Origin of the sequence: Winogradskyella flava, from assembly GCF_014243395.1 — a bacterium.
Lineage (GTDB): Bacteria > Bacteroidota > Bacteroidia > Flavobacteriales > Flavobacteriaceae > Winogradskyella > Winogradskyella flava.
In genome coordinates this window covers 1-18,224 of sequence record NZ_JACLCP010000001.1, presented here as the reverse complement: position 1 = coordinate 18,224, position 18,224 = coordinate 1, and the positions used below count along the sequence as shown (strand labels likewise).

At 35.2% G+C, this 18,224-nt stretch carries 18 protein-coding genes; 14 read left to right on the top strand and 4 right to left on the bottom strand.

Translation table 11 applies throughout. The annotated features are described in order from the left end of the window. Nucleotides 1-9: 9 nt before the first annotated feature. The 13 genes from H7F21_RS00090 to tsaB all read left to right on the top strand — a co-directional run bounded on the left by H7F21_RS00090 (nucleotide 10) and on the right by tsaB (nucleotide 11,828). On the top strand, nucleotides 10-1,011 hold the full coding sequence (locus H7F21_RS00090; protein WP_185787208.1) for a cytochrome c oxidase subunit 3: 1,002 nt from the start codon (nucleotides 10-12) through the stop codon (nucleotides 1,009-1,011). Nucleotides 1,012-1,031: 20 nt separating this feature from the next. After that, nucleotides 1,032-1,478, top strand: coding sequence for a cytochrome C oxidase subunit IV family protein (locus H7F21_RS00085; protein WP_185787207.1), 447 nt, complete (start codon nucleotides 1,032-1,034; stop codon nucleotides 1,476-1,478). Nucleotides 1,479-1,576: 98 nt separating this feature from the next. Then, a complete protein-coding gene (locus H7F21_RS00080) occupies nucleotides 1,577-2,278 on the top strand; it encodes a hypothetical protein (protein ID WP_246431387.1) in 702 nt (233 codons plus the stop codon). Beyond that, complete coding sequence (locus tag H7F21_RS00075; RefSeq protein ID WP_185787206.1) at nucleotides 2,275-3,024, top strand: SCO family protein; 750 nt, start codon at nucleotides 2,275-2,277, stop codon at nucleotides 3,022-3,024. The genes H7F21_RS00080 and H7F21_RS00075 overlap by 4 nt, the downstream gene beginning before the upstream one ends. 46 nt (nucleotides 3,025-3,070) lie before the next feature. Beyond that, a complete protein-coding gene (locus tag H7F21_RS00070; RefSeq protein ID WP_185787205.1) occupies nucleotides 3,071-3,595 on the top strand; it encodes a DUF420 domain-containing protein in 525 nt (174 codons plus the stop codon). Between the two features lie 2 nt (nucleotides 3,596-3,597). Continuing rightward, nucleotides 3,598-3,840 (top strand): hypothetical protein, encoded by a 243-nt coding sequence (locus H7F21_RS00065; RefSeq protein WP_185787204.1) that lies wholly within the window; start codon nucleotides 3,598-3,600, stop codon nucleotides 3,838-3,840. 114 nt (nucleotides 3,841-3,954) lie between these two features. Next, entirely contained in the window at nucleotides 3,955-4,656 is a 702-nt protein-coding gene (locus tag H7F21_RS00060) for an ABC transporter ATP-binding protein (RefSeq protein WP_185787203.1), read from the top strand. Beyond that, a complete protein-coding gene (locus H7F21_RS00055) occupies nucleotides 4,649-5,893 on the top strand; it encodes an ABC transporter permease (RefSeq protein ID WP_185787202.1) in 1,245 nt (414 codons plus the stop codon). The genes H7F21_RS00060 and H7F21_RS00055 overlap by 8 nt, the downstream gene beginning before the upstream one ends. Before the next feature lies 1 nt (nucleotide 5,894). Then, nucleotides 5,895-7,154, top strand: a complete 1,260-nt coding sequence (locus H7F21_RS00050) for an ABC transporter permease (RefSeq protein WP_185787201.1) — start codon at nucleotides 5,895-5,897, stop codon at nucleotides 7,152-7,154. A 19-nt stretch (nucleotides 7,155-7,173) separates the two neighbouring features. Next, nucleotides 7,174-8,334, top strand: coding sequence for an efflux RND transporter periplasmic adaptor subunit (locus tag H7F21_RS00045; protein ID WP_185787200.1), 1,161 nt, complete (start codon nucleotides 7,174-7,176; stop codon nucleotides 8,332-8,334). Nucleotides 8,335-8,383: 49 nt separating this feature from the next. Continuing rightward, complete coding sequence (locus tag H7F21_RS00040) at nucleotides 8,384-9,826, top strand: TolC family protein (RefSeq protein WP_185787199.1); 1,443 nt, start codon at nucleotides 8,384-8,386, stop codon at nucleotides 9,824-9,826. Between the two features lie 2 nt (nucleotides 9,827-9,828). After that, complete coding sequence (locus H7F21_RS00035; RefSeq protein ID WP_185787198.1) at nucleotides 9,829-11,136, top strand: efflux RND transporter periplasmic adaptor subunit; 1,308 nt, start codon at nucleotides 9,829-9,831, stop codon at nucleotides 11,134-11,136. Nucleotides 11,137-11,156: 20 nt separating this feature from the next. After that, the gene (tsaB, locus tag H7F21_RS00030) at nucleotides 11,157-11,828 is read left to right on the top strand and encodes a tRNA (adenosine(37)-N6)-threonylcarbamoyltransferase complex dimerization subunit type 1 TsaB (RefSeq protein ID WP_185787197.1); all 672 of its coding nucleotides are present in this window, start codon (nucleotides 11,157-11,159) and stop codon (nucleotides 11,826-11,828) included. On the opposite strand, the gene H7F21_RS00025 is transcribed toward tsaB, so the two are convergent. From H7F21_RS00025 to H7F21_RS00010, 4 genes are all read right to left on the bottom strand, one after another. Next, entirely contained in the window at nucleotides 11,825-12,637 is an 813-nt protein-coding gene (locus tag H7F21_RS00025; protein ID WP_185787196.1) for a mechanosensitive ion channel family protein, read from the bottom strand. The genes tsaB and H7F21_RS00025 overlap by 4 nt on opposite strands. Before the next feature lie 66 nt (nucleotides 12,638-12,703). Next, nucleotides 12,704-12,904, bottom strand: coding sequence for a dodecin family protein (locus H7F21_RS00020; RefSeq protein WP_185787195.1), 201 nt, complete (start codon nucleotides 12,902-12,904; stop codon nucleotides 12,704-12,706). 209 nt (nucleotides 12,905-13,113) lie between these two features. Next, nucleotides 13,114-13,842 carry a hypothetical protein gene (locus H7F21_RS00015; RefSeq protein ID WP_185787194.1) on the bottom strand — a complete coding sequence of 243 codons (729 nt, stop codon included), beginning with the start codon at nucleotides 13,840-13,842 and terminating at the stop codon, nucleotides 13,114-13,116. 199 nt (nucleotides 13,843-14,041) lie between these two features. Continuing rightward, nucleotides 14,042-14,944, bottom strand: coding sequence for a NifU family protein (locus H7F21_RS00010; RefSeq protein WP_185787193.1), 903 nt, complete (start codon nucleotides 14,942-14,944; stop codon nucleotides 14,042-14,044). Between the two features lie 253 nt (nucleotides 14,945-15,197). Here H7F21_RS00010 and H7F21_RS00005 point away from each other — a divergent pair. After that, nucleotides 15,198-18,224 (top strand): choice-of-anchor L domain-containing protein (locus H7F21_RS00005; protein ID WP_246431386.1); only part of this gene is annotated, 3,027 nt, incomplete at its 3' end.

Genomic DNA, 18,224 nt, shown 5'->3' with positions numbered 1-18,224 from the left:
ATAAATTCTATGGATTCTACAGTAGTTAGTACTGGTACTGAAGGAAAGACTTGGGGAGGCGGTAATAAGCCTTTAAAAGCAAGTTATGGAAAGTTGATGATGTGGTTTTTCATTGTATCTGATGCATTGACATTTTCAGGCTTTTTAGCGGCTTATGGTTTTTCAAGATTTAAGTTTATAAAAGAATGGCCAATAGCGGATGAGGTGTTTACACACGTGCCATTTTTGCATGGTCAGGAACTACCAATGATATATGTCGCGTTCATGACGTTTATTCTTATTATGTCATCTGTGACTATGGTATTAGCTGTAGATGCAGGACACCATATGAATAAGGCAAAGGTGACTTTGTACATGTTTTTGACCATAATTGGTGGGGCCATATTTGTTGGTTCTCAGGCTTGGGAATGGGCAACATTTATTCAAGGAGATTATGGTGCTGTGCAAACTAAAGGTGGTAACATTTTGCAATTCGGTGAAAACGTTACTGTTGATGGTGTAGAGAAGTTTAAACGCATATCAATCGATGAATTTGCAATAGCTCAAACTAGTGAACGAGCACAACACGATCGTAGTAGTGGTTTGTGGTTTGTAACAGAGGAGTCACTGCCACCATACACTGTTGGAGAAATTTACAAAGGTTTAGAAGCCAATGATAATATATTAGTTAGAACTCAAATCATAAATGAGAACGGCGAAAAAACAGTGTTATCGAGAGAAGAGTCTCTAAAACAAATAAAAGAAAATGGGAAATTAGTAGTCAAAGGTGCTAATCTGGTGGTCAATGAGTATGGAACATCATTATTTGCCGATTTCTTCTTTTTCATTACAGGCTTTCATGGATTCCACGTATTCTCTGGTGTAGTGATCAATATTATCATTTTCTTTAATGTGATACTCGGAACCTACGAACGAAGAGGGAGTTACGAAATGGTAGAAAAGGTTGGACTATATTGGCACTTTGTCGATTTAGTTTGGGTATTTGTATTTACATTCTTCTACTTAGTTTAAAAGCAATTTAAGATTCAGTTATGGCACACGAACATAAATTAGAAATATTTAGAGGCTTACTAAAATTTAAGTCAAACACGAGTAAAATTTGGGGTGTTTTAGTATTTTTAACCATAGTCACTGCGGTTGAAGTTGTACTTGGTATCTACAAGCCAGAAAGTTTAATGGAGCCTTGGATGACTCCTTTTGAGGGTGGTTTCTTTGCAACGATTATGAATATTATCTTTTCTTTCTTCATATATATGAAGCCTTTGAATTTAATTTTCATCGTTTTAACCATTGTTAAGGCATACTATATTACTTGGGATTTTATGCACATGCGCGATGAGACTAAAGCTTTAAGGCGAATGGTAGTTTGGACAGGCGTATTTTTAATATGCTATTTAATATTTATCTTATTGCAAGAAGGTGGTTATGTCTTTGAAGTTTATAATTCTGATGACGCCTTGATTAAAAGAGATTTCTAAACTCAAAATATTGAGTTAAATGATACTAAAAAGGTGGTTTTTATGAACCACCTTTTTTATTTTTGCAAATCTAAATCAGCAGTGGTTTAAATAACCTTATGATGGACACTAAAAAAACAAAACGTTACGCGGTACTAGGTATTTTATTCTTTTTACCTGTAGCGTTTTTATTAATGTTGTATCCCTCAACACACAACTATAACCCCTTAGAAGTTGTGCATGAGAATATAAAGGAAATTTCTACTGATGAGTCAAATGCTTTACAAGACCATATTACCATATTAGCATTTCTTGGTAAAGAACCAATGTCTAAGGCGACTGCCGCTTCAAACTTAAAAGAGTTGGTATATGATAAATTTAAAGGATTTAAGAAGTTTCAAATAGTGGTTGTAGCACCATATGGTGCGGAAGAGGCTTATAATGCTTTAAACAAAGAAATATCAAATTACGAAGACTTAAGGTTCTGGCATTACTTATATCATTCAGATGATAATATTAAGGCAATATATGCTAGTCTTCTTAGGACTAATACTAGTTTAGACTCTAATTTGGCAACTGATGAAGTCTTCATAATCGATAAAGACAGAAACCAACGTGGCAGATTGGATGATAGGAAAGAGAACGAAATTGAAAAGAAAGTTCCCATCTATGGGTTATATTCATATAACTGTGTAGAAGTGGCAGAGATAAAAAATAAAATGAGCGATGATATGCGGATACTATTTACGGAATACAGACAAAAACGTAAAGGGAAATTTGAGGATTCCAATTCGCGTAGATCAAAAGACTTAAAGCAATGAGCAATAAAATTAATTATTCTTATGCTGGTATAGCATTTATAATTCTTGTATTCGGAATAATTTTTATTCCTAAAATTATTGACCGCGTGAGTAAGGATGATATCACAAGAGATGAAAGCAGAAGTAAGGATATTTCTACAATGAAGAAAGAAGAGAAAAGTGATTTGGCCTATTTGGAAATCAATGGGCAGCCTAAAAAGGTTCCCGCTTTCAGTTTCACAAATCAAAATGGAAAAACAATCACTAACAAAGACTATTTAGGTAAGGTATATGTGGTTGAGTTTTTCTTTACAACTTGTCCAACCATTTGTCCAATTATGAACCGTAATTTGGTTCAGGTACAGAATCATTTTAAGGATTTTGAAGACTTTGGCGTTGCCTCTTTCACTATTACACCAGATATTGATACACCTGAGGTATTGAAAGCCTATGCCGATAATTACGGTATTGTTAATCCTAATTGGCACTTGATGACTGGTGATGAGGCAGCCATCTATAAATTGGCAAATGAAGGCTTTAATCTTTACACGGCAAAAGATGAAACTGTCGAGGGCGGTTTTGAACATTCAGGTAATTTTGCATTAATCGATAAAGAAGGTTTTATCCGCTCACGAAGAGATAATTTTGGAAACCCCTTAATATTTTACAATGGTCTGATTCCTGAAGCTGATGGAAAGGATGATGATGGTATACCTCAAGAAATTACTATTTTAAAAGAAGATATTGCTAAACTATTAAAAGAGTAATAATTTGTCATTCTGAGCTTGTTTCAGAATCTAACATCAATGATTTATGAACTCAGTTGACTTAGAAAAAGAAAAAAAATATAATAAGTGGATTGTAATTCTTTCAATAGTAGTTCCACTAGTTGTGGCATTACTTTTTGGAGTAAAAGTAGATTTAGAATTGCCTGTTTTTCTTCCACCCATATATGCAACAATTAATGCAGTAACAGCTCTAGTTTTAATTGTAGCAGTAGTAATGATAAAAAAAGGAAATAGAAAACTGCATGAGCGCTTAATGAAGTTCGCAATTGTGCTCTCAATTTTATTCCTAGTAATGTATGTTCTGTATCATATGACTAGCGATTCTACCAGCTATGAAGGGGCATATCGAGGTGTTTATCTTGTTATATTAATAAGCCATATTGTATTATCTATAGCTGTTATTCCTTTTGTTTTGATAACTTACGTTAGAGCTATTACTAATAATATAGAGCGTCATAAAAAAATAGCCAAAATCACATTTCCACTTTGGCTATATGTTGCCATTACGGGAGTGATAGTTTACCTGATGATTTCGCCTTATTACGCATAAATATGAAACAAAAGATTGTCTTATTTATTATCTCTTTTCTATTGTTTCTTGAGACTAGTGCGCAATGTGCCATGTGTAGGGCAGTTCTGGAGAGCGGAGAGGATCAATCTGCAGCAGAAGGCATTAATGATGGCATTATGTTCTTGATGGCTATTCCTTATATTTTGGTTGCGGTAGTGGGCTTCTATGTGTACAGAACCTATGGCAAAAATCAAAAGTCTAAAAATACAGATATAAATCTGTAACATTTCCTTCGTTAGATAGTCTTATTCATAAGGGTTTGTAAAGAATTCTTAACAGTTTGTTGGCATAAAAGCCTAGTGGATTTTCATAAAATTGTACACTCTAACTATCCAGCTATGATTCAGATTAAGGATTTGCATAAATCTTACCACATGGGGAGCAACTCGCTTCATGTTCTAAAAGGGATAAATTTTGATGTAAAGGAAGGAGAGTTAGTCTCAATAATGGGTTCTTCGGGTTCAGGTAAATCCACGTTATTGAATATTTTAGGAATGCTGGACGAAGCTGACGAAGGAGAATATATTCTTGATAACGTTCCAATAAAAAATCTTAACGAAAAAATAGCAGCCAAATATAGAAACGAATTTCTGGGTTTTATTTTTCAATCATTCAACCTTATTAATTATAAGAGCGCATTAGATAATGTATCCATGCCATTATATTACAAGGGTGTTAAAAGAAAAGAACGCACAGAACGGGCCATGCAATATTTAGAAAAAGTTGGTTTGGCAGAATGGTCGCATCACTTGCCAAGTGAATTATCTGGTGGGCAAAAACAACGTGTAGCCATAGCAAGAGCCTTGGCAAGTGATCCTAAAGTTTTATTAGCAGATGAACCAACAGGAGCTTTAGATACTAGGACTTCTTATGAAGTGATGGAATTAATCCAAGGAATAAATGATGAGGGAAAAACCATCTTGGTGGTAACTCACGAACACGATATTGCTCAAATGACCAAGCGTATTGTCAACCTGAAAGATGGTGTTATTATCGATGATAGTAAAGTGAAACAAGTAAGAGCATCGCAGCATGTTTGATATAGAGCGTTGGCAAGAAATATTTGAAACACTTCGTAAAAACAAATTGCGAACTTTTTTAACTGGCCTTTCGGTAGCTTCGGGAATCTTCATTTTGGTTATACTTCTTGGATTTAGTAAAGGTATCGAGAATGGTGTGAGGTCAGAGTTTGAACAAGATGCCACTAACAGAATATCGGTTTGGACAGGAGTGACCACAAAAGGGTATAAAGGTTTAAATCCAGGACGCTATATTCAGCTTAAGAATTCGAGTTTTGACGCTGTAGAAAATAAATTTGATAATTTGCTGGAGTACCGAACCAAAGATTATACAATTTGGGGAGGCACTGTAAACTACAAAAACGAGACAGGTAATTATCGAGTTAGGGGAACTTTGCCTGATAACCAATTTATAGAAAATGCAGATATTGGTTCTGGCCGTTTTATTAGTCAATCAGATTTAAATGATAATAAAAAGGTTGCTGTAATCGGTAATAAAATGAAAATGGACTTATTTAAGGGCGAGAACCCCATAAATGAGAACATTCAGATTTTTGGCATGAACTTTAAAGTAGTAGGTGTTTATTACGATCCGGGAGGCGACAGGGAAGAGAGCCAAGTGTATATTCCTATTAGCACAGCTCAACAGGTTTTTAATGCTGGAGATAATATTAGAAACATGGCATTTACGGTAAAAATGGCTGAAAACTTTGACGATGCTGTAGCACAGTCAGCAGCCATTTCCGAAAGTATCGAAGCTCAGGTAAAAGAAATACATACTGTAGCACCGGACGACCAAAGTGCAGTAAGGGTATTTAATACACTTGAAGAGGCAAAAAAGATTTTTTCACTTATTGCCACAATCCAAGCTGTATTTTGGTTTGTTGGTATTGGTACAATAATAGCAGGTATTGTAGGCGTAGGTAACATCATGCTTATTATAGTTAAAGAGCGCACCAAGGAAATAGGTATTAGGAAAGCCTTAGGCGCATTGCCAATGTCAATTGTTGGTATGATATTACAAGAAGCAGTATTTGTAACCATGTTTGCAGGCTTATTTGGATTAATTTTTGGTCTAGGTCTGCTAGAGCTCGTTGGACCGCAAATAGAAAGCGATTTTATAAAATACCCCCAAGTCAATTTTAATATAGCGCTAATCACAGTTTTCCTATTGGTTTTTGCTGGTGCTGTGGCTGGATTTTTTCCAGCATATAGAGCCGCAAAGATCAAACCAATTGTAGCATTAAGAGACGAATAAAATGTTTAATAGAGATCGTTGGGATGAAATATTAGAAGCGTTAAACGCTAATAAGTTTAGAACCTTGTTAACGGCCTTTGGCGTATTCTGGGGTATCACAATTCTTGTACTGTTGTTGGCATTGACCAATGGGCTGAGAAACGGTGTTACTGCAGATTTTGGGGATTTTGCAACCAACTCCATGTTCATGTGGACACAAGGCACATCAAAACCCTATAAAGGCTTACCAAAAGGGAGATATTTTAACTACAAGATTGATGATGTTGCTGCTATCAAATCGGAAGTCTCAAATTTAAAATACGTTTCACCTAGAAATCAACTGGGTGGTTTTAGAGGTGCAAACAACGTAGTCAGGGGAACAAAAACAGGAGCATTTGAAATTTATGGGGATTATCCAGAATATATCAAACAACAACCAATGGATATTCTTCAAGGACGTTTTTTAAGTTATTCAGATATAAATGAAAAACGAAAAATATGTGTCATTGGTACCGGAGTTGAAAAAGGTTTGTATGATAAAGGAGAAGAAGTTCTTGGGACATACATAAAGATTAATGGTGTCAATTTTTTAGTAGTTGGGACCTTTAAAATGAGCAATAGCCAAGGTGATGATGAACAAGATGCCAGTACTATTTATATTCCGTTTACGACATTTGGACAGGCGTTTAACAGAGGTGAAAGCGTAGGTTGGATGGCTATCACTGCAGTTGATGGTATTACTATCACATCTATTAAACAACAAATCTTCGATTTAATGAAATCAAGACACAAGGTGCACCCAGAGGATGAGCGTGCTATTGGTCATTTCGATTTATCAGAGCAATTTGGGCGTGTAAACGGGCTTTTTTCAATATTAAGCTTGGTTGGTTATTTTGTAGGGGCATTAGTACTTATGTCTGGTATTATAGGTATTAATAATATTATGCTCATTGTAGTAAAAGAGCGCACTAAGGAAATAGGTGTCCGAAGAGCATTAGGAGCCACGCCATGGATGATTAAAGGACAGATTTTACAAGAAAGCTTAGTGCTCACAATTTTATCAGGTATGCTTGGTGTGTCATTTGCAGCTTTAGTCATTTGGATAATGAATGCCATATTGGATAATGCTGGTCCTGTAGAAAATTTTGCAAACCCAAGCGTGGGTATGCAAGTGGTATTCACAGCTTTAATCATATTAGTGGTTTCGGGATTGTTAGCGGGTTTAATTCCGGCCAACAGAGCTACGAAAATGAAACCAGTAGACGCTTTAAGAATAGAATAAAATATAATCAAATAAACGAATGAAAAGAACAAAAACTGTAATTGCCTTAGTAACAATAGTCATTGCCTTTGGAGTAGCGTTGTTTTATCTTTGGAGAAAGAATCAGGAAGACCCTATTACTTACACTTCAGAATCACCAACAGAACAAACTATTGTTGTTAAGACTGTAGCTACTGGCAGTATAGTACCAAAAGAAGAGGTCTTAATCAAACCGAATATTTCTGGTGTCGTAGAAGAAGTCTATGTAGAGGCTGGAGAATACGTAAAGCAAGGTGATCTTATCGCACAAATTAAGGTTATTCCCAACGTTTCGAATTTAACGAGTGCAAAGAATAATATTGCCTCTAATAGAACAGCTTTACAGACCGCCGAGATTAACTTTAAAACACAGAAAGCGATATATGATCGTCAAAAAGAGCTGTTTGATAAAGGCGTCATTGCGGCCAATGAGTTCGATCAGGTCAGCAACACCTATTTGCAGGCTAAACAACAAGTAGAACAAGCAAGAATAAGTGTTACCCAATCGCGACAAAACTATGATATCATTAAAACAGGTACAACATCTGGATTAGGTAATATAGCACAGACACAGGTAAGAGCAACCGTTTCGGGTATGGTATTGGATGTTCCTGTAAAAGCAGGTAATCAGGTTATTGAGGCTAATAATTTTAATGAAGGCACTTCTATTGCATCTTTAGCTGATGTCAAGAAGATGATCTTTGAAGGTAAAGTAGACGAAAGCGAGGTTGGCAAAATAAAGGAGGGTTTACCTTTAGAAATTACTGTTGGCGCTATTGAAAATGAAAAGTTTGATGCTATTCTAGATTATATAGCACCAAAGGGTGTGGCAGAAAATGGTGCTATTCAATTTGAAATTAAGGGAACTTTGAAAAAAATAGATTCTACTTTCATTAGAGCAGGATTAAGTGCAAATGCTTCTATTATTTTGGATAAGGCTGAGAAAGTACTAGCAATTAAGGAAGCTTTAGTGCAATATGATAAGGAAACAAAAAAACCGTACGTAGAGATTGTTGTAGGTGATCAAAAATTTGAACGAAAAGATGTGGAATTAGGCATAAGTGATGGTATTTTTGTTGAAGTGAAAACTGGTATTTCAAAAGACGATAAAATAAAAGTTTGGAACCAAGTACAAGGAATTCCAAAATATGCTCAGCAATAATTTAACATTTATTGTAACACTTTAGAACTTACATAGACAAATAGGCATCATGAAAAAATCAATCATAATAGTTTTAATCTTCACTGGGATTTTGTCCCAGGCTCAAAATAAAAAATGGACACTTAAAGAGTGTGTTCAATATGCTTTAGAAAATAATATTTCTGTTAAGCAGAGTGAACTGGATATTGAGCTTGCGGATATTGAAAAATTAACGGCTAAGGGTAATTTTATCCCAAGTATTAATGCAGGAGGAGGTGTATCGGAAAATACAGGTTTGAGTTTTAACCCAGTAACCAATAACGCACAGACAACAACATTTCTTTCAGCTTCGGGGAATATTAATATTGGTTATACATTGTTTGATGGGTTGCGTAATTTTAGGCAATTACAGCGAGCGGATATATCAAGACTTTCCAGTCAGTATCGCTTAGCTAAAATGAAAGATGATATTTCTCTATTTGTTGCTAACGGCTATTTGACGGTGATTTTGAATAAGGCTAATTTAGAAGTTTTAAAATCGCAAAATCTGGTTACCAAAGAACAAATAGAAAGAACCCAAGAGTTGGTAGACGCTGGCTCATTACCACGAGGTGATCTATTAGAAATCAAGGCCACAGATGCTAGCGAACAACAGCAGATTATTAATGCAGAAAATAACGTACAAATTTCTTTAATAAGTCTTGCGCAATTACTGTTAATTAAGGACTACGAAAATTTTGATATTGAAGATGAGGGCTATAACATAGTTGATGATGGAGTGGCAAGTAGAGATGTTTCAGAAATTATAGCATCTGCTAAAGAAAATAGATCTGAAATAAAAATAGCTGAACAAAATGTAGAATTGGCAGAAATGGATCTGAAAATTGCTAAGGGGGCAAACCTACCAACCTTATCTGCATTTTTTGGTTATAATACAAGATTTGCTAATACGCCATCATTTGTTAACCAATTGGATCCTGATAATCCTACTATAACACAGCAAATTGGTGTGGTAGAGGGTACAGGACAATCTGTAATTGGGACATTTCCTAATACATTTCCTGTGGAGGTTGCAGCTGACCCATTTATAGATCAATTATATCAAAATGATGGTATTGGTTACGGGTTGCAATTGAACATACCAATTTTTAATGGTTTCAATACAAAAGGTAATATTCAAAGGAGTAGAGTGAGCTTAGAACGTTCGAAATTCCAATTGGAACAGGCTGAGTTAGATTTAGAATCAACGGTTTATCAGGCTTATGTTGATGCAAAAGGAGCATTGAAATCTTATGAGGCGGCACAATTAGCCATAGAGTCACAAGAATTGGCCTACAATTATGCTAAAGAACGCTATGATGTTGGTTTAACCAATGCCTTTGATTTTAGCCAATCTAAGCTTAGATTTGACAATGCGAAGATAGAGCTTAATAGAGCTAAATACGATTACATATTTAAATTGAAAGTTCTAGAATTGTTTTTTGGAATTCCAGCAACTGAATTAAAGTTTTAATTATGAGCAAAACAGTAAAGATTATTTTAGGAATTGTAGTTTTTCTACTTATACTTTTAGTAGCGGGAAAATCAATGGGATGGTTTGGCAAAAAAGGAAACTTTAAAGAAGTCACGGTTAAACAAGTTACGCTCAAAGATATTGTTGAAACCGTTTCAGCGACTGGTAAGATCCAGCCAGAAGTTGAGGTGAAGATTTCTTCAGAAGTTTCTGGAGAAATATTGGACTTGCCTTTTAAGGAAGGACAAGAAGTTAAAAAAGGAGATTTATTGGTGAGGGTAAATCCAGATTTAATTCAGTCAGCGGTAAGTAGATCCCAAGCGTCTTATCAAAATGTAAGAGCTGGATTAGAACAAGCCGAGGCTAGTCTAAAACAAGCCAAGGCAGATTATGACAGAAACAAGACACTTTTTGAAAAAGGAGTAATATCTAAAGCTGATTGGGATGGAGCCATTGCTGCATTTGAAACTGCTGAAGCCAATAGAAGTTCTGCATATTATAGTGTACAAAGTGCTGCAGCAACAGTAAATGAAGCAAAGGATAACTTAACCAGAACTACTATATATGCACCAATGAGCGGAACAATCTCAATGCTTAATGTTGAATTAGGTGAACGTGTAGTTGGTACACAACAAATGGCAGGTACTGAAATACTTCGTGTCGCCAATCTTAGTAATATGGAGGTTGAGGTGGATGTAAACGAAAATGATATTGTAAAGGTTAGTATTGGTGACTCTACAATTGTTGAAGTAGATGCCTACTTAAAGAAAGAGTTCAAAGGTATTGTAACCGAAATCGCCAATTCTGCCGCAGGTAATTTAGCGGCCGATCAGGTTACAAATTTTAAGGTAAAAGTGAGAATTCTTGAAGAATCTTATAAAGATTTATTGGAAGGAAAACCAGAAACGTATTCACCTTTTAGACCAGGAATGACTGCAACTGTTGATATCATAACAAAAAAACGTAAAGATGCCATTGCTGTACCTATTAGTGCCATTGTTATAAAAACAGATACAAGCTCTACCAAAAAACCCTATGGGAAGAAATCTGAGATTGAAGACGATGAGGTAACTAAAGAAGAGCAAAAATTCGAATGTGTCTTTGTGAATGATGGTGGTAAGGCAAAACTTAGAGTTGTTGAAACTGGAATTCAAGACGATACCAATATTGAAATCGTCTCGGGTTTAAGTAAAGATGATAAGATTATTACTGGACCTTACAATATGGTTTCTAAAACTTTGAAGCCTGGCGATTTAATCGAAGAAAAGAATAAAAAGGAAAAACCTTCAGAAGCAAAGGAAGAAGAATAGCATAATACATATTTGGAGTAATGGCATTAGTGCTAAACATAGAAACAGCTACAACCAATTGTTCAGTCTCTCTATCTAAAGATGGAGAGACTTTGGTTTTAAGAGAGGATAATAGCGCTGGTTATTCACACGCAGAAACATTGCATGTTTTTATAGACGAAGTTTTTAAAACTGCTAGATTAAAATCTTCAGATATTGATGCTGTTGCTGTAAGCAAAGGACCTGGATCTTATACAGGCTTGCGCATAGGAGTATCCTCAGCCAAGGGTTTGTGTTATGCTTTAAATAAACCTCTAATTGCTATAGATACTTTAGAAAGCCTAGCCCATCAAGCAAATATTAAGGATGGATATATAATTCCAATGCTAGATGCACGTCGTATGGAAGTATATTCAGCCATTTACAATTCCAAGTTTGAACTATTTAGAGAAATAAACGCAGAAGTCTTGACAGAAGACAGTTACAGGGAATTATTGAATCAAACCAAGGTCTACTTTATTGGAAATGGAGTTGAGAAAACAAAAAAACTCATCCAGCATTCTAATGCTAAATTTATAGAGGGTAAATTACCATCGGCTAATGAAATGGCTGTACTATCTGATTTAAAGTATAAAAAAAGCGACATCGAAGATGTCGCCTATTTTGAACCATATTATTTAAAAGATTTTGTTGGTATAAAAAAGAAAGTTTAACCTTGCTTTTGTATTTCAACAGCATGTGGATAAGGTATTTCTATACCAGCTGCATCTAGAGCAATTTTAGCATTTTCATGCGTTTCAAAATATACATCCCAGTAATCTGCGACAGTACACCAAGGTCTTACAGCAAAATTAACAGAGCTATCAGCTAATTCTGAAACATTAACAGTTGGAGAAGGATCTTTTAAAACTTTAGGATTAGAAGTTAACACGTTCATTAAAACCTCTTTGGTTTGTTTAATATCTGCATCATAGCTTACCCCAAAAGTTAAATCGACGCGCAGCTTGCCTTCAGTAGAATAGTTAACAATATTGCCATTTGATAAAGCACCATTTGGAATAATGACTTCTTTATTCGTTGGTGTATTTAACTTGGTTGTAAAGATTTCAATTTCTTTGACAACACCTAGTTCTCCTTGGGCTTCAATTAAATCTCCAATTTTAAACGGTTTGAAAATCATGATTAAAACACCACCTGCAAAATTTCCTAAAGAACCTTGTAAAGCCAAGCCTATAGCCAAACCAGCAGCAGCTATTACGGCAGCAAAAGATGTAGTTTCAACGCCCATTGTGCCTAAAACGACAATGATAAGTACAACCTTTAGAATCCATTTAACAAGGTTGGTGAGGAATTTTTTTAAGCTTTCGTCGTAATCGCCTTTATTTAAGACGCGTTTTAAGCCTTTAAGCATCAGTTTTATGACCCAGTTTCCAATAATCCATATGAGAATGGCGCCAATGATTTTTGGACCATAATCAACGATATAATTGTAACCTGCATCAATCCATTTTTGTGTTTCCATAGTTTTTTAATTAAGTGTGAATAAAAAACTCGGCTTATTAGCCGAGTTTTATTAAGATTTTTATACTTATTTTACTTCGAATGTGATTTTTACATTTACTCTAAATTCTGTAACATCATCACCGTCAACAACAGCGCTTTGAGATTGTACAAAAACAGACTTAATGTGCTTGATGCTTTTTGATGCGTGTTTTACTGCTTTTCGCGTTGCATCTTCCCAGCTTTTTTCAGAATTTGCTAATACTTCGATAACTTTCATTACAGCCATTATAATAGTGTTTTAAGGTTTATATATTTTTAAGAAACAAAAATTTTAAAAAGGTCACTAAAGTTAATAAATATTAGCCATTAAAAACATTCATTTCGAGATTAAAATCATATGACTTTTCTGAATAAATGAAAAGAATATTGAGAATAAAAAAGCCTAGAAGAAAACTTCCAGGCCCTTTAGAGTCTTAGTTTTTTAATATTTCTATTTTATTTCTCGTCACCCTCCTTTGAATCTTCAGAATTTGAAGATATGTATTCAGCAATTTGGATAAGATCACTTTCTTTTTTTGTGGATAGCTTATTATCCTTAATATACGATTTTAGTTTTTTTTCAATGTCTGGAAAGGCTTTTATTAAATCTTTCTTTTTAGTAGGAAAATGGACTACTTCATCATTGAGCATAAAATAGTATGTATCACTGCCTTTGGTGTATTTGGCAGGTACTTCTCTGACATACGAGTTTTTTGCTGGTATTTTATTTTTAAAGATGATTAACTCTTCTTTTAAAAGCTGGAACTTGTCTGTCTCTTTTATCACTACAAGAAATCCTCTTTCACTTTTTCTAGCTAACGATTTATAAGAAAAAGTTCTATAAGTTTTATTCTGACCAATGAATTTAACTTCATAATCACTGTTTACATTCAAGGATATAACTTCCTCACCTGCCTTTAAGTGCATTTGTCCTAAGTAAGCGTTGTATTTGGCAGAAACTTTCGCTTCCAGTCCCTTTAGTTTAATAGGCTCAAATTTATCTTGTACGTATGGTGAGCCCTCAACATCTAATCTTTCTTTAATATTTACGGCAGAATTTATATCCATAATATTTTGCATATCTCTGATAGCGACATTATAGTTTTGGGCTTCAATAGATAGACTGCCTATTAAGATTATAGCTAATAGTGTTAATCTTTTCATCATTTCATTCTTGTTTTTCATAGTTAAATTTAGAGTTTATTTTTTTATTTGATAACGCTTTAAAAGTGATAAAATTATCATCATTATTTTTATTTAATATTTCACAATTAAAGGAAATATTCTTCTAAAAGTATTGTGGGTTAATCTTAATTTAGAATTTAAATGTTATTTGTAATGTAACAATTGATAGGTCAATTATTCAAAACAGGCCCTGAAAATACTAGTTATTAATTGCATTTACAGTAATGGAATTGTCATTTAACATTTCTTTTAACATAGTCTCAATACCATTTTTTAGCGTAAATGTTGAAGATGGACATCCGCTACAAGCACCTTGAAGCAAAACTTCTACTTTTTTGGTTTGTTCGTCGTAAGATTTAAACTCAATATTTCCGCCATCACTCGCTACCGCAGGTTTTACGTATTCTTCAAGGATATTTATAATATTTTTGGAAGTATCATCTAGAGCTTCAAACTTTTGCTCAATGGCCTTTTCTGTTTTATTGAGTTTTTTTGGAGCGTCATCGTTGAGGATTGTCTTTCCCTCTTCAACATAAGCTTTAATAAACTCCCTTAACTGGGCAGTGATTTCTTCCCATTCGATAATATCAAATTTGGTAATGGAGATAAAATTCTTTTCCATGTATACATTTTTTACAAAAGGAAAATTGAATAGTGCCGTGGCCAAAGGAGAAAGCTTGGCCTCCTCAATTGATGTAAATTCATAAAGGTTAGGGACTAATACTTTATTACAAACAAACTTTAATACACTGGGATTGGGAGTGCTTTCCGCGTATACGGTAACAGCAGCTTTAGGCTTTAAGGCTTCTTCAGTAACAATAACACCATTCTTAGATAAGTAGTCTTCTATTTGATTGGCAACCTCTTCCTGTACATCATTCCATTCTACAATGTTATAACGTTCAATAGCGACAAAATTAGACGCTATATATACTTTTTTTACGAATGGTAAATAGAATAATTGCTGCGCTAATGGAGAGTGTTTTGCTTCATCAATATTGTTGAATTCAAAGCTGTCATGATTAGTTAAAAACCTATCAGCTTCAAATTTTAAAATGGTTTCGTTAGAAGTAGGAACTATGGAAATCTTCGTCTTAGACATCTTTTTTTTACAAAAGTATGAAATATCAAGATGAAACGTTAATCCGAAGATTATGTTTTGTATCTAAATTCTTAACCCAATTCATATAATTTGATTAAATTTCGTCCTCATTGAAAATAGCTGTCCTAAAAACACCTGTTCCAAATTGGTAAAAAGTACGTCATTTTTGGTGAGCCTAACTAACTAAAAACTGATGTAATACGGCTTATCACAAGCAAGAAAGCATTGTATTACATTTTGAAAAAGATTACTCATGAAAAAGATACTATTCGTTTTTGGATTCATAGTATCGTCCATTGGATTCTCTCAAGATATTTCCATGCAAAACGGAACATTCAATCGTTGCGCACCAGACAAATTTTATGATTCGGGCGGAGAGTTTGGTAATTATGGTAATAGCGAAAACATTGTGACTACGATTTGTCCGCAAAATACAGATGAATTTATAATCCTCAATTTCGTTTCATTTTTTACTCAACTTAATCAAGATATTATAACAATTTATGATGGAGACGACACTACGGCCAATATAATAGGTTCATGGTCGGGGCCTAACTCACCAGGCACAGTGTCTGCATCCGCACTGAATACATCAGGGTGCTTGACTATTGAATTTGTTTCTAATGATAGTGGCCCAGCTAATGGTTGGGAGGCAGAAATTTTATGTGCTACACCATGTCAAGATATAGTAACTTCAATAGATAGTACAACTCCAGAGGCGAATGGTTCGGGAGTCATAAGTATATTGCCAGGAGATACGGTCGATTTTTCTGGAAGCGCAACTTTTTCATTAGATGGTTCGGGCGCAACATACGATTGGAATTTTGGAGACGGAAATACTGCTGAAGGGACAAATGTTTCCAATACTTTTATAAATCCAGGAACTTATACAGTCACACTCACAGCTACAGATGATAATCCTCAGGTTTGTAGTGATACGGAAACTATAGTTGTTTTTGTATTAGGACCTAATGTTGTGGTAGATCAAGATACGTATACAACAGAGCAGCTTGTAGAAGACGTATTAATAAATAGTCCATGCGCTACAGTATCTAATATCATATCCTCAACAGGAAGTAATTTTAGCTCTGCTGAGCCTAATGGCATAGGGTATTTTATAAGTAATGGAGTGAATTTTCCATTTGAAGACGGTTTACTCTTAACAAGTAGTGATGCAAGTCTTGTGGGTGGACCAAATAACATTAACCTTGGAGAAGGTTCTGGCGCTTGGCCAGGCGATATAGATTTAGATACTAATCTTGGGGTAGATTCCCATAATGCCTCATTTATTCAGTTTGATTTTACACCACTAGCGAATGAGATAAGCTTTGAGTTTTTAATGGCTTCTGAAGAATATGATATGGGCTCTTTTGAATGTACCTATTCTGACGCTTTTGCTTTCTTGCTAACAGATTCTAATGGCGTAACTACTAATTTAGCCGTCATTCCTGGAACTACTACACCAATTCTAGTAACTAATATACATCCAGATAATGGCGCCTCCTGTGGTGCTGCCAATCCTCAATACTTCGGAGAATATACGCCTAGTAATGCACCACCCATCGCATTTGATGGAAGAACTACCGTTTTTACCGCTCAGTCCGCTGTTGTTCCCGGAGAAACATATACTATTAAATTAGTTGTAGCGGATGATCGAGATAATATTTATGATACCGGTGTGTTTATAAAGGCGCGCAGTTTTAATTTAGGTGGCAGTTTGGGTGAAGATTACACAATTGCATCAGGTACAGCGCAGTGCGAAGGCACGGAAATAATATTAGATACCGCCATTGATTCTGCAACTCATATTTGGTACAAGGATGATGTTGTAATTGCTAATGAAGTATCATCAACATTAACTGTAACGGAATCAGGTATATATTATGCCGAGGTGGATTTTGAAAATGTTTGTGAGGGTGCTACAGATCCAATAACTATTGAATATATAACTGCTCCTATCGCTAATACAGCGGAAAACCTGCTGATATGTGACACTGACGGAACTGCTGACTTTAATCTAACTGAGAATAATGATAATATTTTAGGTGAGCAAAACGAGTCTGATTTTATGATAACCTATCATAAATCAGAGCAAGAGGCTATTGATAATCTTGCCCCTTTACCTGATAGTTATACTAATATTTCTAGCCCTCAACCAATTTGGGCTCGAATAGCAGATAATTCTCAATCGTGTTTTGATATTACATCATTTCAACTGTCAACATCTGGACTAATAATTGAAAATTTATTAACGCCATTAAGTTTGTGTGATGATGATACGGCAGATGGTTTTACATCATTTAACCTTTCAAACAGAGATACAGAAGTCATTGGTTCTAATGATCCCAATGAAGTTTCTGTAACTTATCATCCAACATTGACTGATGCTGAAAATAACACATTACCGTTATCAAATACTTTTGTAAATACAACAGCTTATAATGATACTGTATATGCGCGTTTGACGCTTAATGGTAACGATGATTGTTACGCAACGACAACTCTCGACTTAGAAATTATCCCTAATCCAATTGCTAATGCATTGAGTTCTTATGAGCTTTGCGACGATGATTTAGATGGGTTGGTAGAGTTTGATTTGAGCGTTAAGGATGCCGAGGTCTTGGGGGCACAGGCAGGGATGATCGTGACCTATCATCTTACTGAGCTTGATGCAGAATCGGGTACAAGTATCTTGCCAACCCTCTATACCAACACTCAAATAGGCGGACAGTTGGTATATGTGCGCATAGAAAATCCATTAACAGGCTGTTACGAAACAACGTCGTTACAACTTATAGTTGTTCCTTTGCCTTCAACTGTGACCGTATCTTCATATACGCTCTGTGATTATAATAATTCTGGAGACGAACAGGAGCAGTTTGACCTTACGACAAAAGACGTAGAAGTAATAAATGGTCAGCCTAATATGACAGTGGCCTATTACGAAAGCCAGTCTGATGCAATTGCTGGTACAAGTTCAATCACTGGATTGTATGCTAATATGAGCAACCCTCAAGAGATTGTAGCTGTATTAACGAATACAATGACGGGTTGCAAATCAAGAACTATTTTTGAACTTGAGGTCACCCCCCTACCATCCTTAATAGCACCGTTGCCATTGGAGGTTTGTGACGATGGGGTACCAGATGGTTTGACGGAGATAGATTTAAGTATAAAGAATGGAGAGATCAGCGGTAACAACCCTTTGTATTCGGTGAGCTATTATTTGACTCCGGGCGATGCAGATACGGCAACCGATCCGTTGCCGACATTATATACG

Coding starts and splice junctions, on each gene's coding strand:
- H7F21_RS00070 (WP_185787205.1), top strand. CDS start 3,071: ATGAACTCAGTTGACTTAGAAAAAGAAAAAAAATATAATAAGTGGATT.
- tsaB (WP_185787197.1), top strand. CDS start 11,157: ATGGCATTAGTGCTAAACATAGAAACAGCTACAACCAATTGTTCAGTC.
- H7F21_RS00025 (WP_185787196.1), bottom strand. CDS start 12,637: ATGGAAACACAAAAATGGATTGATGCAGGTTACAATTATATCGTTGAT.
- H7F21_RS00020 (WP_185787195.1), bottom strand. CDS start 12,904: ATGGCTGTAATGAAAGTTATCGAAGTATTAGCAAATTCTGAAAAAAGC.
- H7F21_RS00045 (WP_185787200.1), top strand. CDS start 7,174: ATGAAAAGAACAAAAACTGTAATTGCCTTAGTAACAATAGTCATTGCC.
- H7F21_RS00040 (WP_185787199.1), top strand. CDS start 8,384: ATGAAAAAATCAATCATAATAGTTTTAATCTTCACTGGGATTTTGTCC.
- H7F21_RS00080 (WP_246431387.1), top strand. CDS start 1,577: ATGATGGACACTAAAAAAACAAAACGTTACGCGGTACTAGGTATTTTA.
- H7F21_RS00090 (WP_185787208.1), top strand. CDS start 10: ATGGATTCTACAGTAGTTAGTACTGGTACTGAAGGAAAGACTTGGGGA.
- H7F21_RS00060 (WP_185787203.1), top strand. CDS start 3,955: ATGATTCAGATTAAGGATTTGCATAAATCTTACCACATGGGGAGCAAC.
- H7F21_RS00035 (WP_185787198.1), top strand. CDS start 9,829: ATGAGCAAAACAGTAAAGATTATTTTAGGAATTGTAGTTTTTCTACTT.
- H7F21_RS00055 (WP_185787202.1), top strand. CDS start 4,649: ATGTTTGATATAGAGCGTTGGCAAGAAATATTTGAAACACTTCGTAAA.
- H7F21_RS00065 (WP_185787204.1), top strand. CDS start 3,598: ATGAAACAAAAGATTGTCTTATTTATTATCTCTTTTCTATTGTTTCTT.
- H7F21_RS00075 (WP_185787206.1), top strand. CDS start 2,275: ATGAGCAATAAAATTAATTATTCTTATGCTGGTATAGCATTTATAATT.
- H7F21_RS00015 (WP_185787194.1), bottom strand. CDS start 13,842: ATGAAAAACAAGAATGAAATGATGAAAAGATTAACACTATTAGCTATA.
- H7F21_RS00010 (WP_185787193.1), bottom strand. CDS start 14,944: ATGTCTAAGACGAAGATTTCCATAGTTCCTACTTCTAACGAAACCATT.
- H7F21_RS00050 (WP_185787201.1), top strand. CDS start 5,895: ATGTTTAATAGAGATCGTTGGGATGAAATATTAGAAGCGTTAAACGCT.
- H7F21_RS00085 (WP_185787207.1), top strand. CDS start 1,032: ATGGCACACGAACATAAATTAGAAATATTTAGAGGCTTACTAAAATTT.